20 protein-coding genes are annotated in these 17163 nt (G+C 67.3%); 14 read left to right on the forward strand and 6 right to left on the reverse strand.

What is annotated here, in order from left to right; genetic code table 11:
- The first annotated feature begins 129 nt into the window (after nt 1–129).
- From FB461_RS01205 to FB461_RS01215, 3 genes are all read left to right on the forward strand, one after another.
- Entirely contained in the window at nt 130–1308 is a 1179-nt protein-coding gene (locus FB461_RS01205; RefSeq protein ID WP_142118198.1) for an acetoin utilization protein AcuC, read from the forward strand.
- Nucleotides 1309–1403: 95 nt separating this feature from the next.
- Nucleotides 1404–1610: a helix-turn-helix domain-containing protein gene (locus FB461_RS01210; protein ID WP_142118200.1), complete on the forward strand. Its 207-nt coding sequence runs from the start codon at nt 1404–1406 to the stop codon at nt 1608–1610.
- A 119-nt stretch (nt 1611–1729) separates the two neighbouring features.
- Nucleotides 1730–1828 (forward strand): 30S ribosomal protein bS22, encoded by a 99-nt coding sequence (locus FB461_RS01215; RefSeq protein WP_003792170.1) that lies wholly within the window; start codon nt 1730–1732, stop codon nt 1826–1828.
- Between the two features lie 252 nt (nt 1829–2080).
- Here the strand turns inward: FB461_RS01215 and FB461_RS01220 are convergent, their stop codons facing one another.
- On the reverse strand, nt 2081–2875 hold the full coding sequence (locus FB461_RS01220; RefSeq protein ID WP_142118202.1) for an HAD family hydrolase: 795 nt from the start codon (nt 2873–2875) through the stop codon (nt 2081–2083).
- A gap of 61 nt (nt 2876–2936) precedes the next feature.
- On the opposite strand from FB461_RS01220, the gene FB461_RS01225 reads away from it, so the two are divergent.
- On the forward strand, nt 2937–3266 hold the full coding sequence (locus tag FB461_RS01225; protein WP_246045946.1) for a glutaredoxin family protein: 330 nt from the start codon (nt 2937–2939) through the stop codon (nt 3264–3266).
- Between the two features lie 410 nt (nt 3267–3676).
- On the opposite strand, the gene FB461_RS01230 is transcribed toward FB461_RS01225, so the two are convergent.
- Nucleotides 3677–4225 (reverse strand): YceI family protein, encoded by a 549-nt coding sequence (locus FB461_RS01230; protein WP_142118206.1) that lies wholly within the window; start codon nt 4223–4225, stop codon nt 3677–3679.
- A gap of 99 nt (nt 4226–4324) precedes the next feature.
- On the opposite strand from FB461_RS01230, the gene FB461_RS01235 reads away from it, so the two are divergent.
- Genes FB461_RS01235 through FB461_RS01270 form a run of 8 tightly spaced genes read left to right on the forward strand, consistent with a single transcriptional unit; the run spans nt 4325 to nt 12350 of the window.
- Nucleotides 4325–4969 (forward strand): histidine phosphatase family protein, encoded by a 645-nt coding sequence (locus FB461_RS01235; protein WP_142118208.1) that lies wholly within the window; start codon nt 4325–4327, stop codon nt 4967–4969.
- Nucleotides 4966–5724 (forward strand): TlpA family protein disulfide reductase, encoded by a 759-nt coding sequence (locus tag FB461_RS01240; RefSeq protein ID WP_342776101.1) that lies wholly within the window; start codon nt 4966–4968, stop codon nt 5722–5724. The genes FB461_RS01235 and FB461_RS01240 overlap by 4 nt, the downstream gene beginning before the upstream one ends.
- The gene (locus tag FB461_RS01245) at nt 5721–6551 is read left to right on the forward strand and encodes a cytochrome c biogenesis CcdA family protein (RefSeq protein WP_211349817.1); all 831 of its coding nucleotides are present in this window, start codon (nt 5721–5723) and stop codon (nt 6549–6551) included. Before FB461_RS01240 ends, FB461_RS01245 begins: the two co-directional genes overlap by 4 nt.
- Nucleotides 6548–8131 (forward strand): cytochrome c biogenesis protein ResB, encoded by a 1584-nt coding sequence (gene resB / locus FB461_RS01250; RefSeq protein ID WP_246045947.1) that lies wholly within the window; start codon nt 6548–6550, stop codon nt 8129–8131. The genes FB461_RS01245 and resB overlap by 4 nt, the downstream gene beginning before the upstream one ends.
- Nucleotides 8128–9177 carry a c-type cytochrome biogenesis protein CcsB gene (gene ccsB, locus FB461_RS01255; protein WP_246045948.1) on the forward strand — a complete coding sequence of 350 codons (1050 nt, stop codon included), beginning with the start codon at nt 8128–8130 and terminating at the stop codon, nt 9175–9177. Before resB ends, ccsB begins: the two co-directional genes overlap by 4 nt.
- A 22-nt stretch (nt 9178–9199) precedes the next feature.
- Nucleotides 9200–10141: an ABC transporter ATP-binding protein gene (locus FB461_RS01260; RefSeq protein WP_142120631.1), complete on the forward strand. Its 942-nt coding sequence runs from the start codon at nt 9200–9202 to the stop codon at nt 10139–10141.
- A complete protein-coding gene (locus tag FB461_RS01265) occupies nt 10138–10935 on the forward strand; it encodes an ABC transporter permease (RefSeq protein ID WP_246045949.1) in 798 nt (265 codons plus the stop codon). Before FB461_RS01260 ends, FB461_RS01265 begins: the two co-directional genes overlap by 4 nt.
- Nucleotides 10932–12350, forward strand: coding sequence for a YibE/F family protein (locus FB461_RS01270; RefSeq protein ID WP_246045950.1), 1419 nt, complete (start codon nt 10932–10934; stop codon nt 12348–12350). The genes FB461_RS01265 and FB461_RS01270 overlap by 4 nt, the downstream gene beginning before the upstream one ends.
- On the opposite strand, the gene FB461_RS01275 is transcribed toward FB461_RS01270, so the two are convergent.
- Entirely contained in the window at nt 12257–12610 is a 354-nt protein-coding gene (locus FB461_RS01275; RefSeq protein ID WP_142118211.1) for a PLD nuclease N-terminal domain-containing protein, read from the reverse strand. The two genes, FB461_RS01270 and FB461_RS01275, sit on opposite strands and share 94 nt — an antisense overlap.
- Nucleotides 12611–12650: 40 nt before the next feature.
- Between FB461_RS01275 and FB461_RS01280 the strand changes: the two genes are divergently transcribed.
- Complete coding sequence (locus FB461_RS01280; protein WP_170222537.1) at nt 12651–13004, forward strand: DUF4229 domain-containing protein; 354 nt, start codon at nt 12651–12653, stop codon at nt 13002–13004.
- Here FB461_RS01280 and FB461_RS01285 read toward each other — a convergent pair.
- From FB461_RS01285 to FB461_RS01295, 3 genes are all read right to left on the reverse strand, one after another.
- A complete protein-coding gene (locus tag FB461_RS01285; RefSeq protein ID WP_142118215.1) occupies nt 12972–13850 on the reverse strand; it encodes a 1,4-dihydroxy-2-naphthoate polyprenyltransferase in 879 nt (292 codons plus the stop codon). The two genes, FB461_RS01280 and FB461_RS01285, sit on opposite strands and share 33 nt — an antisense overlap.
- Before the next feature lie 38 nt (nt 13851–13888).
- Nucleotides 13889–15037 (reverse strand): AMP-binding protein, encoded by a 1149-nt coding sequence (locus tag FB461_RS01290; RefSeq protein WP_246045951.1) that lies wholly within the window; start codon nt 15035–15037, stop codon nt 13889–13891.
- Nucleotides 15038–15151: 114 nt separating this feature from the next.
- Nucleotides 15152–15622 (reverse strand): polysaccharide deacetylase family protein, encoded by a 471-nt coding sequence (locus FB461_RS01295; RefSeq protein WP_170222539.1) that lies wholly within the window; start codon nt 15620–15622, stop codon nt 15152–15154.
- 439 nt (nt 15623–16061) lie between these two features.
- Here FB461_RS01295 and FB461_RS01300 point away from each other — a divergent pair, with 439 nt between their 5' ends.
- On the forward strand, nt 16062–17129 hold the full coding sequence (locus FB461_RS01300) for a DUF3048 domain-containing protein (protein ID WP_246045952.1): 1068 nt from the start codon (nt 16062–16064) through the stop codon (nt 17127–17129).
- Nucleotides 17130–17163: the final 34 nt, after the last annotated feature.

Genomic DNA, 17163 nt, shown 5'->3' on the forward strand with positions numbered 1-17163 from the left:
TTGCTTCCCAGGACCATCATGGATCATGTCACGTCGCCCTTCGCTGGTCGAGTGAAGTCCGCCCGATTGGCCCGCTGCCCGGTTGGGTAGGCTGACGGGGTGCCCGTCAATGCCGATGAGGAGGGGTCCATGGCCGCACGCGCCGGTGTCGCCTGGGACGACGCGCTGCTGGACTACCAATTCGGGCCCGGTCACCCCATGAACCCCATCCGGCTCGACCTGGCGATGCGCCTGACCTACGACTGCGGCATCTTCGACCTGCTTGATGTGGATGTCATTCCGGCCGTTGCTGCGAAGCGGCGCGACGTAGAACTCGTCCATACCCCGGCCTACGTTGCCGCGGTCGAGGCCGCCGGGCGAGGCCAAGCGGACGCGGCGCGCGGCCTCGGGACGCAGGACATTCCGCTCGTGCCGGGCATCGACCGGGCGGCGGCGCGCGTCGTCGGAGGCTCGGTCGAACTCGCCCGGGCCATATGGGACGGGAAACTCGTCCACGGGGTGAACATGGCCGGTGGACTGCATCACGCCCATCGCGATGCCGCAGCCGGATTCTGCATCTACAACGATGCGGCGGTTGCGATCGCGGCGTTGCTGGAACGCGGTGCGCGCCGGATCGCGTACATCGACTTCGACGCCCACCACGGGGACGGCGTGCAGGCCGCGTTCTGGGACGATCCGCGGGTGCTCACCGTCTCGATTCATCAGGCGGGCATCTATCCGCACTCCGGGGTCGTGACGGAAACGGGAGGCGTGTCGGCCCCGGGCAGCGCCGTCAACGTGCCCTTGCTGGCGGGCACCGATTCAAGCGGATGGCTACGCGCGATCGATGCGATTGTGCCGGACGCGATAGCGGAATTCGGCCCGGACGTCATCGTGTCGCAGCACGGCGCGGACGGCCACCGACTCGATGCGATGAGCGACCTGCTGCTGAGCGTTGGGGCGATGCGGGAAGCGGCCGAGGTGGTCCACCGTCTTGCGCACGAATTCTGCGGGGGGCGCTGGCTGGCCCTGGGCGGGGGAGGGTACGAGGTCTCCTGGGTCGTCCCGATGGTGTGGACGCACGTCGCAGCCATCGCGGCGCACCACCCGATAGCGCTCGCGGATCCGGTGCCTGGCGCGTGGCGCCGGCGGGCCCGCGAACTCGGCAAGCGTTCGCTCCCACGGCGGATGGGCGCGCAGGACGGCCTCGCGGAGTACGACGCGTGGACCGGCCGGTTCGACCCCGGCAGTCCAGTGGATCAGGCGATTCGGGCCGCACGCCGCGCGGGGCTTGGTGCGCTGGGCGTCGATGTTACCTATGACCTGTAACCGGGTGTTTCGTGCCCTGGTCGATAAGGCTTTACCATTGGCCGTAGTGAATGTGCGTCCCTCGAGCACCATTCGTCACATCAGGAGTTACATCGATGCCGTCCGACTCGCCCGCGACCCAGTTCCTCACGGTTGCTGAGGTTGCCGAGCAGATGCGCGTGTCCAAGATGACCGTGTATCGGCTGGTGCACTCCGGTGAACTTCCCGCGGTGCGCGTCGGCAAGTCATTTCGCGTGCCCCAGAAGGCGCTCGACGACTACCTCGCGGGCGCCTACTTTGACGCCGATCGCATCACGTCTTGACCCCGCATTTCACGAAGAGGCCGCAGAGCGGGTAGGCTGAAAGACGGACTTTGCTGTCTCGGCGTAGATCGAGGCTGTATTGCAGGACCACGATTCATTACTGCCGCAAGGAGTGCCCCATGGGTTCCGTTATCAAGAAGCGTCGCAAGCGCATGGCGAAGAAGAAGCACCGCAAGTTGCTTCGCAAGACACGCCACCAGCGTCGCAACAAGAAGTGACGTCATGATTGAGCTCGGCTTCGGCCGGGCTCAATCGCTTTTTGCGGGCTTTTTTGTGGTTGGGCCGGGGCTGTGAGCCGCGCGTGAGCGGGGCTGTGAGCCGCGCGTGAACTGGGCGCTTCATGGCTCGCGCGGGTAGGAGTGGGCGCAACATGGCCCGTGAGCCCGTGAGCCCGTGAGCCCGTGAGCCCGTGAGCCCGTGAGCCCGTGAGCCCGTGAGCGCCGAGCGCTGAGGCGCAAGCGGGTAGCTTGCTAGCGGCGGCCGCGGAGGTGCCGCAGAACCGAGCGAATCGTGATGATGGCCGCCCAGAGCGCGCCGGCAGCCGAGGCCGTGCGCACATTGCGCCGATTGAACACCCGCGAGCCGCGGAAGTCCCGGATGGGCCAGCCCACCTTCTTTGCGTGCTGGCGCAGGCGGCGATCAGGGTTGATCGCGCAGGGATGCCCAACCGTCGACAGCAACGGCGAGTCGTTCATCGAGTCGCCGTAGGCATAGGACTCGGCCAGATCGATTCCGCGCTCCTTGGCGAGCCGCTGGACGCCGCGTGCCTTGGCCTCGCCATGCATCATGTCGCCGACCAGACGTCCCGTGTACTTGCCATCCTCGTGCTCGGCGATGGTCCCGAGCGCTCCAGTCGTTCCCAGGCGGCGCGCGATGAGGTCCCCGATCTCGATCGGCGTCGCCGAGACGAGCCACACCTCATCCCCGCGTTCGAGGTGCCTGTTCACCAGGCGTAGCGCCCCCGGAAAGATGCGCAGCGACAGGACCTCGTCGTAAACCTCCTCGCCGATGGCCACGACCTCGGCGACCAGGTGCCCGCGCATGATGTCGAGCGCCTCGCTGCGGATTTCCGCGATCTGCCGCTTGTTCTCGCCGAACGTGAGGTAGCGCGCCTGGTGGACCGCGAATCTGAACAGGTCCCGCTTGCGGAAGAACCCGCGATTGACCAGCGCCCGCGCAAGGTGGAACGAACTCGCACCGCGAATGATGGTGTTGTCCACATCGAAGAATGCGGCTCGGCGAGTGTTTGCGGTCGAGGAGGTCATTACCATCAACTGTATAGCCATGTGCGATTCGTGCCGTGGTTTGAGCGAGGGGATACGATCTGTGCGCGTTGAACTCTTCATACGCGGTGCGTGCTCGCTCTGCCCCGCCGCCCGCGAGGTTGTGGAGCGGGTCTGCGCCGAGTTGGGTGAACCGTGGCGCGAGACCGACCTGTCCGGCGAGTTCGGCGTGACGGACGTGGCCGGCAGTGGTGCGCGCACCAGCCGGGCATTGACCGAGGACGAGCTCTCCGCCGCTCGCGAGGCATGGGCTGACAGCGTGCCCGTGGTTGTCGTGGACGGAACCCCGCAGGGCATTTGGCGCGTTGACGAGCAACGGCTGGCCGCCGCGATCAAGGGTCCGGCGTCAGGCCGTCGGGTGCTCCGCGCCTGAGGCGTCACACGCCGGGGTGCCAACCTGCACACCGGGGCACCAACCTGCACGCCGGGGCGCCACGTGCCGCGCTCACCGGTTCGGGGCATGATATTGCCGTTCACCCGCATGTATTTCATACGGTGAACGGCACTAAGTGACGGTGAACCGGGACTGGTGCGCGCATCGTTCGCTGTCGGTCGCGCCTGTCGGGGTCGGGCCGAGGGGGTGCGCTGCAGGTCCAGTGCATCGAGACCACGCCGAGCCGCATGGACCACGCCGAGTCGTACGTACCTGCAGAGACACAAGGGGACCCGCACCTGACGTCAGGTGCGGGTCCCCACCATTCGCGACTTGCGCCGCGAACAGTTGCACTAGATGGTCCTATCTATCGTCCCGGATAGGCGGGGGCCCCGTGGGGGCCGTAAGGCTCACGCCTGCTTGATCGCCGAGATGTCGAGCTCGATCTTCACCTTGTCGCTCACGAGCACCCCGCCGGTCTCGAGCGCCGCGTTCCAGGTGATGTCGAAGTCCTTGCGCGAGATCTCGGTTGTGGCCTCAAACCCGGCGCGCGAGTTTCCGAACGGGTCGGTAGCGACTCCGGTGAACTCCGTGTCGAGCGTGACGGAGCGAGTGACGCCCGCGAGCGTGAGTTCGCCGGTGATGGCGAAGTCTGCGCCGTCCGCGGCGATAGAGGTGCTCTTGAAGGTCCAGGTGGGGTTGACTGCGGCGTCCCAGAAGTCGGGGCTCTTGAGGTGCTCGTCGCGCTGCTCGCTGCCGGTGTCGACGCTCGCGGCGTCGATCTCGGCGACGACGGATGAGCCTTCGACCTCATCGGCGATCACGATCTCGCCGCTGGTGATCGCAAGGGAGCCGCGCACCTTGGAGATGCCGGCGTGACGGACGATGAAACTGGCGGCGGAGTGGCTGGCGTCGATGGCGTAGGTGCCCGCGGTCAGGCCCTCGGGAAGGGTGGTCATGTTGCTCCTGGGAGAGTTGGAATCGACTTAATTGCAAACGCAATAGTTGTAGCATAAACCAATCACGGTGCGTTAAGCAATGTCTGGGAGACTGTCTTCATGGTTCACACGACGGTGCATCTTGTCCGCCACGGCGAAGTGCACAACCCCGAGGGAATCCTCTACGGGCGCTTACCGGGCTATCAGTTGTCCGAGCTGGGGCAGCAGATGGCGGCGCGCCTCGGCACCTATTTCTCGGACGGCAGCCACGACGTCGCGGCGCTCGTGGCGTCGCCCCTGACCCGAGCGCAGCAGACGATGGCACCCATCGCCAGCGCGCTCGGACTCGAGATCAGCACCGATGACCGCGTCATCGAGGCGGCCAACTACTTCGAGGGCATGACGTTCGGCGTGGGCGACGGGTCGCTTCGGCATCCGCGCCACTGGCCGCATCTCATCAACCCGTTGCGTCCATCGTGGGGCGAGCCCTACCGCGACCAGGTCGCGCGCATGCACGCCGCAGTCGCCGACGCCCGCAATCTGGCCGCCGGCCGCGAAGCCGTCATCGTGAGTCATCAGCTCCCGATCTGGATCGCGCGCCTCGCCTTCGAGGGGCGCAGACTGTGGCACGACCCGCGCAAGCGCGAATGCTCCCTCGCGTCCGTGACCTCGATCCACTTCGATGGGGACGAGTACACGGGCATCACCTTCCACGAACCGGTCGCCGACCTGCTGCCCGGCGCGAGCGGGGTGGCCGGCGCGTGACGACTAGGGCCAGGATCTCGGGGAGCGCCGACGCGGTGATCAGGCTCTCGACGCGTCCCGCGGATGCGGGTTCGACCCGCCGCAGACCCGTCGACGGGTTCTCGCGCGGCAGCGCGCGGGACACATCGCGCGGCGGCGGACTTTTCACCAGGGCCATGGATGGCCCCGCGACTCGCTCGCTGCGGGCGCTCGTCGTCGCCGTCGCGTGCCTGCTGGCGCTCGCGCTCGCGGGCGGCTGCGCATCGGACTCCGGCAACGGAGATGTCGTTGACCAGGGCTACCAGTCAGGAGACGGATCCATCCGCACCTGGTCGCCCGCGGAGCGCGGCCAGGCGGTGCGGCTACACGGCACCGATTTCGCGGGCGCTCCCGTCGATACCGGCGCGTGGGCCGGGGACGTCGTGGTAGTGAACACCTGGTACGCGGCCTGCCCGCCGTGCCGCAAGGAGGCGCCCGGTCTCGTCGAGGTCGCAGCGCAGTACGAGGGCAAGGCACACCTGGTCGGGCTGAATTCGACCGACGATGCGGGCGCTGCGGCGGCGTTCCAGCGCACGTTCTCCGTGACGTATCCGTCGATTCAGGACTCGGACGGCTCGGTAACCTCGGCCCTGCAGGGCGTCGTCCCCATCCAGGCGGTCCCCACCACCATCGTGCTCGACACCCAGGGACGGGTCGCCGCCCGCGTGCTGGGCGAGGCCTCGCAGGCGACCCTTGCCACGCTGATCGATGACGTGCTCGCGGAGGCGGCCGGGTGACCATCCTCGCCGAGGCCGGCAACTCCTGGGGCACGGCGGTCTTCTCCGGGCCGGTACTGCTCGCGATCCCCATCGCGCTGCTCGCCGGCCTCATCTCGTTCGCGTCGCCATGCGTCCTGCCGCTCGTGCCGGGGTACCTCAGTTACGTGACCTCGCTCGCCGCGACGGATCGCGCCGCGCAGCCCGTTGGAACGGTCGCGGCGATGATGGCGGTCGGCTCGTCCTCACCACCGCCCTCACCGCGCGCCGACCGTCGCCGTCTCGGCCTGGGGGTGGCCCTCTTCATTGCGGGATTCTCGCTCGTTTTCCTCGCGCTCGGCGTGTTCTTCGGCACGGTCGGACACTTCCTCGTGCAGTGGGACACTCTTGTTCAGCGCGCGCTCGGCGTGATCGTCATCGTGATGGGACTCGCATTCGTGGGGCTCGTGCCCGCCCTGCAGCGAGAGGCTAGATTCCGGCTGCCGGAGTCGACCGGTGTCTGGGGGGCGCCGCTGCTGGGCATCGCTTTCGGCCTGGGCTGGACGCCCTGCATGGGACCGACCCTCACCGCGATCAACGCGCTCGCGCTCGACGGGGGCTCGCCAGCGCGCGGCGGCGTCCTCGCGCTCGCATACTGCCTTGGGCTGGGCATCCCGTTCGTGATCGTCGCCCTCGGCCTGGGGTCGTCCGCTCGCCTCATGGCATTCCTGCGGCGTCATCGCCTCGCCACCTCGCGCATCGGTGGCGGGCTGCTGATTCTCCTCGGGGCGTTGATGCTCACCGGCGTGTGGAGCAGCCTCGCATCGCACCTGCAACTGTGGATCTCCGGATTCGAGACGGTCCTGTGAGCGAATCGACCGTGGTCGCGGGACTCGGCTGGCGCGGCTGGCTGAGGTTCATCTGGCGGCAGCTCACGTCGATGCGCGTGGCACTCATGCTGCTGATGCTGCTGGCCGTCGCGGCGATTCCCGGCTCGATCATCCCGCAGCGGATGGCTAACCCGACTGGCTACCAGCGGTATCTGCAGGATCACCCCGACCGAGTCGATCTCCTCAATCGACTGCAACTGTTCGACGTGTACACCTCGGTGTGGTTCTCGGCGATCTACCTGTTGCTGTTCATCTCGCTGATCGGCTGCATCATCCCGCGCATTCGCGTGCATGCGCGCGCGCTACGCCAGGCCCCGCCGCGCGCACCGCGCAATTTCGAGCGCATGCCGGTCCATGTCGCCTCGGCTGGCGTCAGCGTCGACGTGGACGAGGCCTCCGCCCGAGCGCTACGCTTCCTGCGCCGCCCGCGCCTCACCGGCCGATTCCGCACCGCAATCTCGAACCAGGAAGGCGCGATCGTGGTGGGCGGCGAGTCCGGCTACCTGCGTGAGACCGGCAACCTGCTCTTCCACGTCGCGCTGGTCGGCATCCTCATCTCGGTCGCGCTGGGGCAGCTGTTTCACTACCGCGGCCAGGTGATCCTCGTCCAGGGCAAGGGTTTCGCCAACGCCCAGGTGGACTACGACACGTTCGAATCGGGAGCCTGGTTCGACCCGGCGTCTATGAGCTCGTTCAACATGACGCTCGACGACTTCGACGCGCAGTTCCGCACCTCGGATGCGCAAGCGCAGGACTTCACTGCGCACGTCACGATCACCCGCGACGGCGCGCCCGCCCAGAAGCAGATCAAGGTCAACCATCCCCTCAACATCGACGGCGCCAAGATCTATCTCCAGGGCAACGGGTACGCCCCCGAGGTGAGCGTGACGGACGCGGACGGAAACGTGGCGTTCGCCGGGGCCATTCCCTTCATCTCGAGGGACAGCGTCTACACCTCGCAGGGCACGATCAAGGTTCCGGACGTGACCTCGGGCGAACAGTTCGGTCTGGTCGGCTACCTGCTGCCCACCGCGGACCAGACCGAATCTGGCGCGTGGCGCTCGCTTTTCCCCGAGTTGCTGGACCCCGCGCTGGTGCTCACCGTCTGGCGCGGCGATCTGGGCCTCGACGACGGAATCCCGCAGAACGTGTACCAGCTCGACACCGCGAGCATGACTCAGTCTCTCGACGGGGCAAATCCGGTCACGCTCGTCGTACGACCGGGGCAGACCGTGGACCTGCCCGATGGGCTCGGCCAATTCACGTTCGAGGGCGTGAAGCGTTTCGTGGCGCTCGATCTGCGTCACGATCCATCGCTGACCTACGTACTTGTATCCGCGCTCGCAGCGGTCGCCGGACTCGGGCTATCCCTCTTCATCCCCCGCCGGCGCATGTGGGTCCGGATCACGGCCGATTCGATCGAGGCCGCCGGCATATCGAGAACCGATGACGGCGGGCTGGAACGTGCGGTACGCTCACTGGCGGAAGCCGCCGCCCCGCTCGCGCCCGACTCCGCGGATCCCAAGCAGCCGAAGAACAGCAATCTGGAGGGACAATGACGATCGCTGAAGTCAGCGATGTCCTCGTGTGGGGCACCGCGACGGCGTATCTGATCGCGATGATCTTGTTCACGGTCAACCTCGTCTCCGGACGCGGGGCGCTCGCCGACAGCACAACGGAGGCGCAGGTCAAGACGAGCGACCGGCGACGCGCGAAGTCGCTGGGAATGGCGCGTTCCGTCGTGCAGCTCGGCGTGCTGCTGCAGCTCGCCGCGATTATCACTCGCGGCATCGCCGCGGGCCGGGCGCCGTGGGCAAACATGTACGAGTTCACTCTCGTCGGCTCCTTCGTCGCCATCGTGGCCTTCCTCATCGTCGCGTACTGGAAAGGCGTCTGGTTCATCGGGGCCCCCGTGACGGGCATCGCCACAGCCTTCCTCGGTGTGGGGCTGACGCAGTGGCATGTGGTCGCAGACGGCGTTCAGCCGGCGTTGCAGAGCTACTGGCTGATCCTGCACGTCGGTATCGCCGTGTCCGGTGCCGGAATCTTCACGGTCGGCATGGTGCTCACCGTCCTGCAACTGCTCCGGGACTCGTACGACCGCGCGTTCGAGGCCGCGAGCGCTGGACAGGCGCCCCGCGAGGCTGAGGTCATCGCCGCAGGAAGCGCCGCCGCTGGGAGCACGTGGGATGACAAGCCATCGCGTCTCGTAACCGTCCAGATCGAGGACGAGGCGCCCGCCGTACCCGCGAACGCCGGCATCCTGCGCTGGCGCTGGCTGAGCGCGCTGCCCAGCCCGTCGACGCTCGAGGTGACGAGCTTCCGCGTCAACTCCATCGCCTTCGTGCTGTGGACCTTCGTGCTCATCACCGGCGCAGTATGGGCGGAGGACGCCTGGGGACGCTACTGGCAGTGGGACCCCAAGGAGGTCTGGTCGTTCGTCGTCTGGGTCGTCTACGCCGCCTACCTGCACGCCCGCGCCACCAACCGGTGGACCGGGCGCCGCGCCGCGTACCTGGTCATCGCTGGCTACGCGTGCCTCATCTTCAACTTCACGGGCGTGAACCTGCTGTTCAACGGAAAGCACTCGTACTCGGGACTGTGATCCCGGGAGAGGCGTAGTGAGTATGTCACTCGGTATTCAGGTTTCGAACCTGAGCAAATCCTTCGGGCGGGTGCACGCCGTCGACGATCTCAGCTTCGTGGTCGAGCCCGGTCGTGTCACCGGTTTCCTCGGCCCCAATGGCGCGGGCAAGACGACGACCCTGCGGATGCTACTCGGCCTGGCACGCGCGAACAGCGGAACCGCGACCTTCGACGGTCGTCGCTACACCGACTTCCGTCAGCCTGCCCGGCACATCGGGGCGGCGCTCGAGGCATCGTCCTTCCACCCCGGGCGAACCGCCCGTGACCACCTGCGGCTCTTCGCGCCCGCCGCTGGGGCCGGCGATGCACGCTGCGACGAATTGCTCAGCTTCCTGGGACTCGAGGACGCCGCGAATCGCCGCGTCCAGGGATTCTCGACTGGAATGCGCCAGCGGCTGTCGCTCGCCACGGCGCTCCTCGGCGATCCCGAGGTGCTGATCCTGGACGAGCCCACCAATGGGCTAGACCCGGAAGGCATCGCGTGGCTGCGGACGTTCCTGCGGAACTACGCCGAATCCGGCAGGACGGTGCTCGTCTCGAGCCACGTACTGTCGGAGGTCCAGCAGTCCGTTGATGACGTCGTCATCATCGCTCGCGGGCGACTCGTCCACGAATCCGCGCTACGCGAACTCCACGCCCTCGCTGAGCCCGCCGCGGTGGTCTCCGGCCCGGATCCCGATGCGCTGCGAGCCGCCCTGCAGGCGACGGGCTGGCCGGTGACCGACGAAGGAGCGGGCACCTTCCGCATCGCGGGGGTGCGAGCCAGCGAGGTCGGACACGCGCTATATGCCGCGCGCGTCGAGATCCACCGCCTCGAGGATGACGCGCCCTCGCTGGAAGAGACGTTCCTCCGGCTCGTGGATGGGCCGCCACAGTCCCATCATCACCCCGCAACTGCACAAGACGGGAGGGCCGGAGAGTGATCGCCTCAGTCCGCATGGAGATCGCCAAGTTCTTCTCGACGCGCATGTGGTGGGTGCTGCTCGCCTCGATGGCGGCCTACATGGTATTCCTGTCCGGGGTCATGGCCTATAGCTTCGTCACCGACACCACGGGCGAGCTCGGGGCGCTCACCGACATCCAGATCGTCAAGACGGTCTACACGATCGCCGTCTCGCTGGGCTACGTGTTCCCGGTGCTCGTCGGCGCGCTTGCCGTCACCGCCGAGTTCCGGCACAAGACGATCGTTCCCACGCTGCTGTTCTACCCGAGCAGAGGGCGATTCGCGGCGAGCAAGCTCGTCGCCGCGATCCCGATGGGCGTCATCTTCGGCGTATGCGGAATCCTCGCGGGGGTTGCCGCGGGCGCTGGCGTGCTGGAGATCCTCGGCCACGATTCGATGCTCGGCTCCGGCGAGGTATGGCGGTCGATCTCCCTGGGCGTACTGGCGCTGACGATCTGGACGGTCGTGGGCGTGGGACTCGGCCTGACGCTCACGAACCAGGCCGTCGTGGTCGTGGTCGTGCTGGCCTTCACTCAATTCGTCGAGCCCATCCTGCGCATAGCCCTGCCCGCAGCAATGCCGCGAGCGGGCGGAGACATCGCCGCCTACCTGCCGGGCGCTGCGGGCGAGGCGCTCACCCAGGGCAGTGTGTACAACGCCATCTCCGGCGGGGGACTACTGCCCTGGTGGGCCGGGGCGCTCGTCCTGACCGGCTACGGCGTCGCGCTCGCCGCCATCGGCCGAGCCACCACCCTGCGGAAGGACATCGCGTGAGCGCCGCTCACGCGCACGCTCACGCCGCATCGACGGGACGCGGATCGATCCGCATCATCCTGGCGGTCCTCATCCCCGTCGTCCTGGCGACCGTGGTGGGGATGGCCGCCCTGTGGCCCGACTCCGACAAGCTACCGGACCCACTGCCGGTCACCGATCCGAACGCAACCATCCTGCACGCCGAGATCGTCGGCGTGGATCCCGTCGAGGACGCCGTCATCACCATCCGCGTGACCGGGATTCCGAACGAGGCCAGAGCGCGGCTCACCGCCAACGGCGATCCGATCCCAGAGGTGGGAGACGAAGCGACCGTCCACCTGCCATACGAGGAAGTCGCCGCCGGGGTCAAGGTGGGGGCCCAGATCCGTGTCGTCTATCTGCCCTATGCCATCGGGGTGGACGACGGCTCAGGCGAGGATGCCAGTCCTTACATCTTCATGGACTACGAGCGCAGCGCCCCCATCCTCGCTCTCGCGATCCTCTACGCGGTCCTCGTGTTCCTGGTCGCCCGCTGGCGGGGCGTATCCGCCTTCGTCGGCCTGCTGCTCTCGGTGGGAGTGCTCGGATACTTCACGATCCCGGCGCTGTTGGCGGGCGGACCCCCGATGCCGATCGCTCTGGTCAGCGCCGTGGCCATCATGTTCGTCTCGCTGTACGTCGCGCACGGCGTATCGGTGAGGACCTCGACCGCCCTGCTCGGCACCATCGCCGGGTTGTCGCTCACCACCGGCATTGCGATGTGGGCGACGAACGCCGCACAACTGTCCGGCATGACGTCGGAGGAGGCGATCTCCCTGCCGCTGTACGTGCCGAACCTCGACCTGCGCGGACTGGTCATGTGCGGCATCGTGCTCGCGGGGCTCGGCGTGCTCAACGATGTCACCGTGACCCAGGCCTCGGCCGTGTGGGAGATGCGCGAACTGGCCCCGCACGCGAGCCGCCTCACCATCATGCGCGGCGCCCTGCGAGTGGGCCGCGACCACATCGCCTCCACGGTCTACACGATCGTGTTCGCGTACCTCGGCGCCTCGCTGCCACTATTCATGCTGATTCTGATGCAGCAGCAGGCGATCGGCACGGCACTGACATCCGGTGCGGTGGCCGAGGAGGTGGTGCGCACGCTCGTCAGCTCCATCGGGCTGGTGCTCGCCATCCCTATCACGACCGCGATTGCCGCCGCCATGGCGCCCGGCGCGCGGGACGACGGTACGCCGGGCGAGATTGAGCGCGGCCGTCACGCGCCTACGGCCGAGGAGACCGGCTCCCAAGCTCCGTCGCGATTCCCCCGGCACGCTATCCACGATGCAGCGGTGTCCGCGGACTACTTGGACGAGCCGGAGGAGGCCTCGCCTTCGCCCGGGTCGTCGGACGATTCGGACTCCTCAGGCCCGTCTTCGCCCTCGCCTGCTTCCTGACCATAGGTTGCCCGACGCGTTCGATTCTCCAGGAATCGAAGGAAATCTGGGTCGTCGTCGGGGGCAATCGGGGCCGGCCGCTTGGCGTTGCGACTGACGATCAGCCACAGGATGGGGCCCATGAGCGGCAGGAGGATGATCAACACCATCCAGAGCCAGCGGGGCGCGCCGACGAGCCGGTAGCGCGGGCTTGAGTAGCAATCGGCAGCCGCAAACACGGTCAGTCCGATCGCGGCGAGAGTCAGCAGGGCGCGGGGCATCTTCCTAGCGTAGTGCGCCAGAGCCGTTACCCTGGAATGCGTGCCCTTCGTCTTGTACTCCGCCTACCGGATCGCGCTGGTTTTCATCTCGGTCATCGTCCTGTATCAGTTCGGGATGCGAGGCTGGCTGCTGTGGGTGTGGGCCGTCGTGCTCGCTCTCTTGATCTCGTACGCGGTCCTGGGCCGGCCGCGCGAGCAGGCCTCTCAGTATCTGGCACAGCGTCGCCAGCGGAGAAAGGCTGGGCACCGCTTCAGCGAGAAGGACGAGTCCTACTTCGCGGAGGAGGACGAGGCCATCGAGCGTTCCGCCACCATCGAGTTGGCGAAGCAGGACGTGCCGACCAAGGACGCGGCCGAAGGACTAGGCGGCGAGGAGCAGGCCGAGGCTGAATAGGGCGGCGTAGGCGAGTTCGTAGATGCCGGTCCCCCCCAGCACCAGGATGAGCGCGCGGCCCCACGCACCCGCCATTACCGGGATCGACAAGACAACCGCGGGAGCGAGCAGCACCAGGCTGATGAGCGACCATCCGGACGTGAGTGGGGCCGCGGCCACGGCGATGAGTAGCGGTAGCCACAGCATCGCCACGAACGCCCTGCGGGCGCGGCGCTCGCCCAGCCGCACAGCAAGCGTGCGCTTCCCGGCGGTGAAGTCCGTGGCGATGTCGCGAATATTGTTAACCATCAGGAGTGCACAAGCCAATAGGCCGATGGCGACGGCCCCGAGCACGCCCGCAAATGAGACTGCGTGGACCTGGGTATACATCGTCCCGAGCACGGCGACGAGCCCGAAGAACACGAACACCCCCACTTCACCGAGCCCGCGATAGCCGTAGGGATTGCGGCCTCCCGTGTAGTACCACGCTGCGAGCACCGCAGCGACGCCGACCGCGAGCAACCACCAGATCCCGCTGACCGTGATGAGCGCCAGGCCGAACAGCGCGCCCAGACCCAGCCAGGCGAACGCCATGAACTTGACCGAACGGGCGCTCGTCGCGCCCGACGCGACCAGGCGGGTGGGCCCCACCCGATCCAGGTCCGTTCCGCGCACCCCATCGGAGTAGTCGTTGGCGAAGTTCACGCCGATCTGCAGGCTCAGTGCGACTCCGAGCGCCAGGAGCGCCGCGCCGAGGTGGGCCTCACTATGGAACTCGGCGGCGGCTGTGCCCACCAGCACCGGTGCCGCGGCGGCGGGCAGCGTGCGCGGCCGGGCGCCGCTAAGCCATTCGGATGCGGTGGCCATGAGCCCTCCTGATAATGGTCGTCGCGTACGTTGGAGTGTCAGCCTTGCGGTGCCGCTTGGAGTAGCGTCGCGAGCGCGGCCTGGTCGACCTTGCCGAGGTCGCCACGGGGCAGGGATGCGACCGTGAAAACCTCTGCTGGGGCCGCCGCTCGGCCCAACTCCCGGGCTATGGCGGTGCGCAGAGCGAGAACCCTCTCGGTGGACCATCGTACTGGCGACGTCGGAACGTCCTCGCCAGCGGTCGGGGTGACGGCGGCCACGACGCGCTCGCCCCACTCCCGGTCCGGCAAGCCGAGCACGTGAACCTCGTATCCGGGCGCCCCGTCCCCGAGCGCCTCACTCTTGGGAGCCAGCGCGCACCGGACCGCCGCCGCGATCGCCTCCGGGTCGACCTTCACCCCGCCGGTGTTGATGATACGGTCCGCGCGGCCGGTGACGCGCAACAGGCCGTGGTCGATGAAGCCGAGGTCGTTCGTCACCCACCAGCCGTCAGCGGTCAGGTGCTGGTTGGTGGCGGCCTCGTCGAGGTTGCCCTCGGCATCGAGATAGCCATCGGCCAGGACCGGCCCTCGGACCCGGATTCTGCCAGCGGGGTCGATCGAAAGCTCGACTCCGTCGAGCGCCCGCCCGTCGTAGACGCAGCCGCCGCAGGTCTCCGTCATCCCGTAGGTCGTCACGGCATTCACTCCGGCCAGGCGTGCCTCGGTCAGGAGTTCCGGGTCCGTTGCCGCCCCGCCGACGAGCACCGCGTCGAAGCGCGCGAGCGCTGCGGTTCCCTCGTCGTGCGCAAGGAGTCGGGTCAGTTGCGTAGGGACGATCGAGGTGTACCGGCGCCCCGGGCCGAGTTCGCGGGCGGTGTTGGCGAAGGCCTGCGGCGCGAACCCATCGTCCAACGGCTGGGTCACGACATTCGTGCCCGCCAGTACCGCTCGGATCAGCACCTGAATGCCGGCGATATGACTTGTCGGCAGGCACAACAGCCAGTTCCCCGGCCCGCCCAGGCGCCTGTGGGTTGCGGCGGCGGATGCCTGCAGTGCCACGCGTGAGAGCCGAACGCGCCGCGACCCGCCTGACGAACCCGAGGTACCGACCACGAGGTGATCGACTTCGCCGGCAACTAGGGCACGGACTTCCGACTCGACGGGTTGTGCGCCGGAGGTAGCTGCGGACGGTCGGGAGTGGGGCACCAGATCATCGTAGGACAAACGTCGTGTGCGGGTTCCCGGTTCGCGTGCGCCCGCCGCAGTCCCCGCAGTCGAACCGCAAACCCGCACACGATGAGGGGCTGGCGAAGTCGCAACTCAGCCACGCATCAAGCAGCACCGAGCAACTCCGAGACGGTGACCAGATCCAGCCCGCTTTCGCTGATCGGTCGCCTGGGCCAGAGTCATCCGTCCCATGTCGGAATGGTCCCAGGTGTGGATGCCGATCTCGTGCGTGCCGACCGCGTCAGCGAGTATCTGCCAGTTCTGCTCCAGGCTGTTCCCTTGAACGAAGAAGGTTGCGTTAGCGTCGGCTGCGCTGAGCGCGTCGAGTACCCGCGGCGTCCAATCGCCTGCGGGAACGTCATCGAACGTCAATGCCACCTTCGCGACGTCGGGTCCGCCCCATACGACCGAGATTTGGTTGTGGCGAGGCGGTGTCACTCGCCCCGCGTGGATGGTCGCCGCGTAACTGTTGTAGAAGTCCAGGTGCCCCCGTGACGCGAGTGCCGCAACCTCGGTTTCCCCTGCTGCTCCTGCGGCGAAGCCAGCCACGGCTGCGCTGCTCAAGGCAAGGAACCCTCTTCGGCTTACTCGTATCACTGTGCTCCCTAACATTCCTAGCAGTCAGTCCTGCTGTCGCCTGCACCTGATGCGCGCGGGGAAGATCTGACTGCCACCGTATAGACGCCCCGCGGTGTCGATTTCCGAGGACGAGGCGAAAGCCGGTGCGGCGTCATGATGTGCCTCACAGACAAGGGCGCAAGAATCATCCTGACGTGGCTCAACCCTCTGAGAAGGCTCTACCAGTTCTGCCGGGTCGTCCACGACCCCGCTTCTTCAAAGCCGCGATCTCACATCCTGCCTCGGCTTCCGCGTCGCGATGGAATCGCAGCATTCCCATCTCTCATCCATTTGGCGTGTCCTCGGGCGCGGCTCACCACCTAAGCCTAGGCCGAGCCCTAGGCTGTAACGTGGTCGGCGAACATTGGCTTGAGGGAGAACTAACGTGGATCGGCGCCACTTCAATACTGCGAAACTCACTGCCGCGGCAACCGGACTGACGGCCTGCGCCGCGCTCCTGCTGGCCGGTTGCGGTAAGCCCGCAACCCCCGAACCGGTGTCGGTGAGCGTCCTGCCACCCGCCGTCGCGACTCGCGTCCCGGCGCCTGAGCCGGTCAGGGAACTCGTCTGGCCGCTCACGGGCGTTCCCACGGACAAGGTGGCGAAGCGTCCTGCGCTGTCGATCAAGATCGAGAACTCGCCATCGGCACGCCCGCAGATCGGCATCGATCAAGCGGACATCGTGTACGAGGAGGTCGTCGAGGGCGGCATCACTCGCTTCATCGCGGTCTTCCAGTCCAAGAACCCGAAGCAGGTCGCGCCTGTGCGCTCGGTGCGGCCCATGGACGCGAATATCGTGGCGCCTCTCGGCGGTCTGCTCGCGTACTCGGGCGGTCAGCGCGCCTTCCTCGGCCTGGCGCCGGCAGCGGGACTGCAGGTGATCAGCATGGACCGGGGCGACGCCGGATTCTCCCGCATGCCAGGGCGTGCCGCCCCCCACAACGTGCTCGGCGACACGACCGCGTTCTGGAAGCAGGCCAAGGGCGATCACAAGAAGCTGCCGGATCCGGCCTTCGAGTACGCCTCCAGTGCGGAGGAGTCGACGGCTGCCACCGCGGGCAGTCCCATTGACGAACTCTCGGTGCAGATGTCCCAGGGCTTCAATCCGCGCTGGAAGTGGGACGAGGGCAAGTTCCTCCGCTCCGAGGGGTCGACCCCCGCGACAGTGGCGGACGGCACGCGCCTGAGCGCCGCCAACGTGGTGGTGCTCAAGGTGAAGCTCGAGACCACCAAGTACCGCGATCCCGCCGGCACGGCGGTGCCGGAGACCATCGTCATCGGCTCCGGTAAGGGACTCGTCATCAGCGCGGGCAAGGCGATCGAGGTCGAGTGGAAGAAGAAGGACACCGCCTCACCGGTCATCCTGACAGCCAACGGCGAGGACGTGGAGCTCGCACCCGGAAACACCTGGGTGGAACTGATGCCGAACTCGCAGTCGTGGTCCAAGAACTGACTCCCGCGCGTGAACTGACGCGCGCAAGCCGATG

It is taken from the genome of Rarobacter faecitabidus (assembly GCF_006716265.1).
Lineage (GTDB): Bacteria > Actinomycetota > Actinomycetes > Actinomycetales > Cellulomonadaceae > Rarobacter > Rarobacter faecitabidus.

Coding starts and splice junctions, on each gene's coding strand:
- FB461_RS01285 (WP_142118215.1), bottom strand. CDS start 13,850: ATGGCCACCGCATCCGAATGGCTTAGCGGCGCCCGGCCGCGCACGCTG.
- FB461_RS01205 (WP_142118198.1), top strand. CDS start 130: ATGGCCGCACGCGCCGGTGTCGCCTGGGACGACGCGCTGCTGGACTAC.
- FB461_RS01230 (WP_142118206.1), bottom strand. CDS start 4,225: ATGACCACCCTTCCCGAGGGCCTGACCGCGGGCACCTACGCCATCGAC.
- FB461_RS01235 (WP_142118208.1), top strand. CDS start 4,325: ATGGTTCACACGACGGTGCATCTTGTCCGCCACGGCGAAGTGCACAAC.
- FB461_RS01275 (WP_142118211.1), bottom strand. CDS start 12,610: ATGCCCCGCGCCCTGCTGACTCTCGCCGCGATCGGACTGACCGTGTTT.
- FB461_RS01260 (WP_142120631.1), top strand. CDS start 9,200: ATGTCACTCGGTATTCAGGTTTCGAACCTGAGCAAATCCTTCGGGCGG.
- FB461_RS01220 (WP_142118202.1), bottom strand. CDS start 2,875: ATGACCTCCTCGACCGCAAACACTCGCCGAGCCGCATTCTTCGATGTG.
- ccsB (WP_246045948.1), top strand. CDS start 8,128: ATGACGATCGCTGAAGTCAGCGATGTCCTCGTGTGGGGCACCGCGACG.
- FB461_RS01210 (WP_142118200.1), top strand. CDS start 1,404: ATGCCGTCCGACTCGCCCGCGACCCAGTTCCTCACGGTTGCTGAGGTT.
- FB461_RS01215 (WP_003792170.1), top strand. CDS start 1,730: ATGGGTTCCGTTATCAAGAAGCGTCGCAAGCGCATGGCGAAGAAGAAG.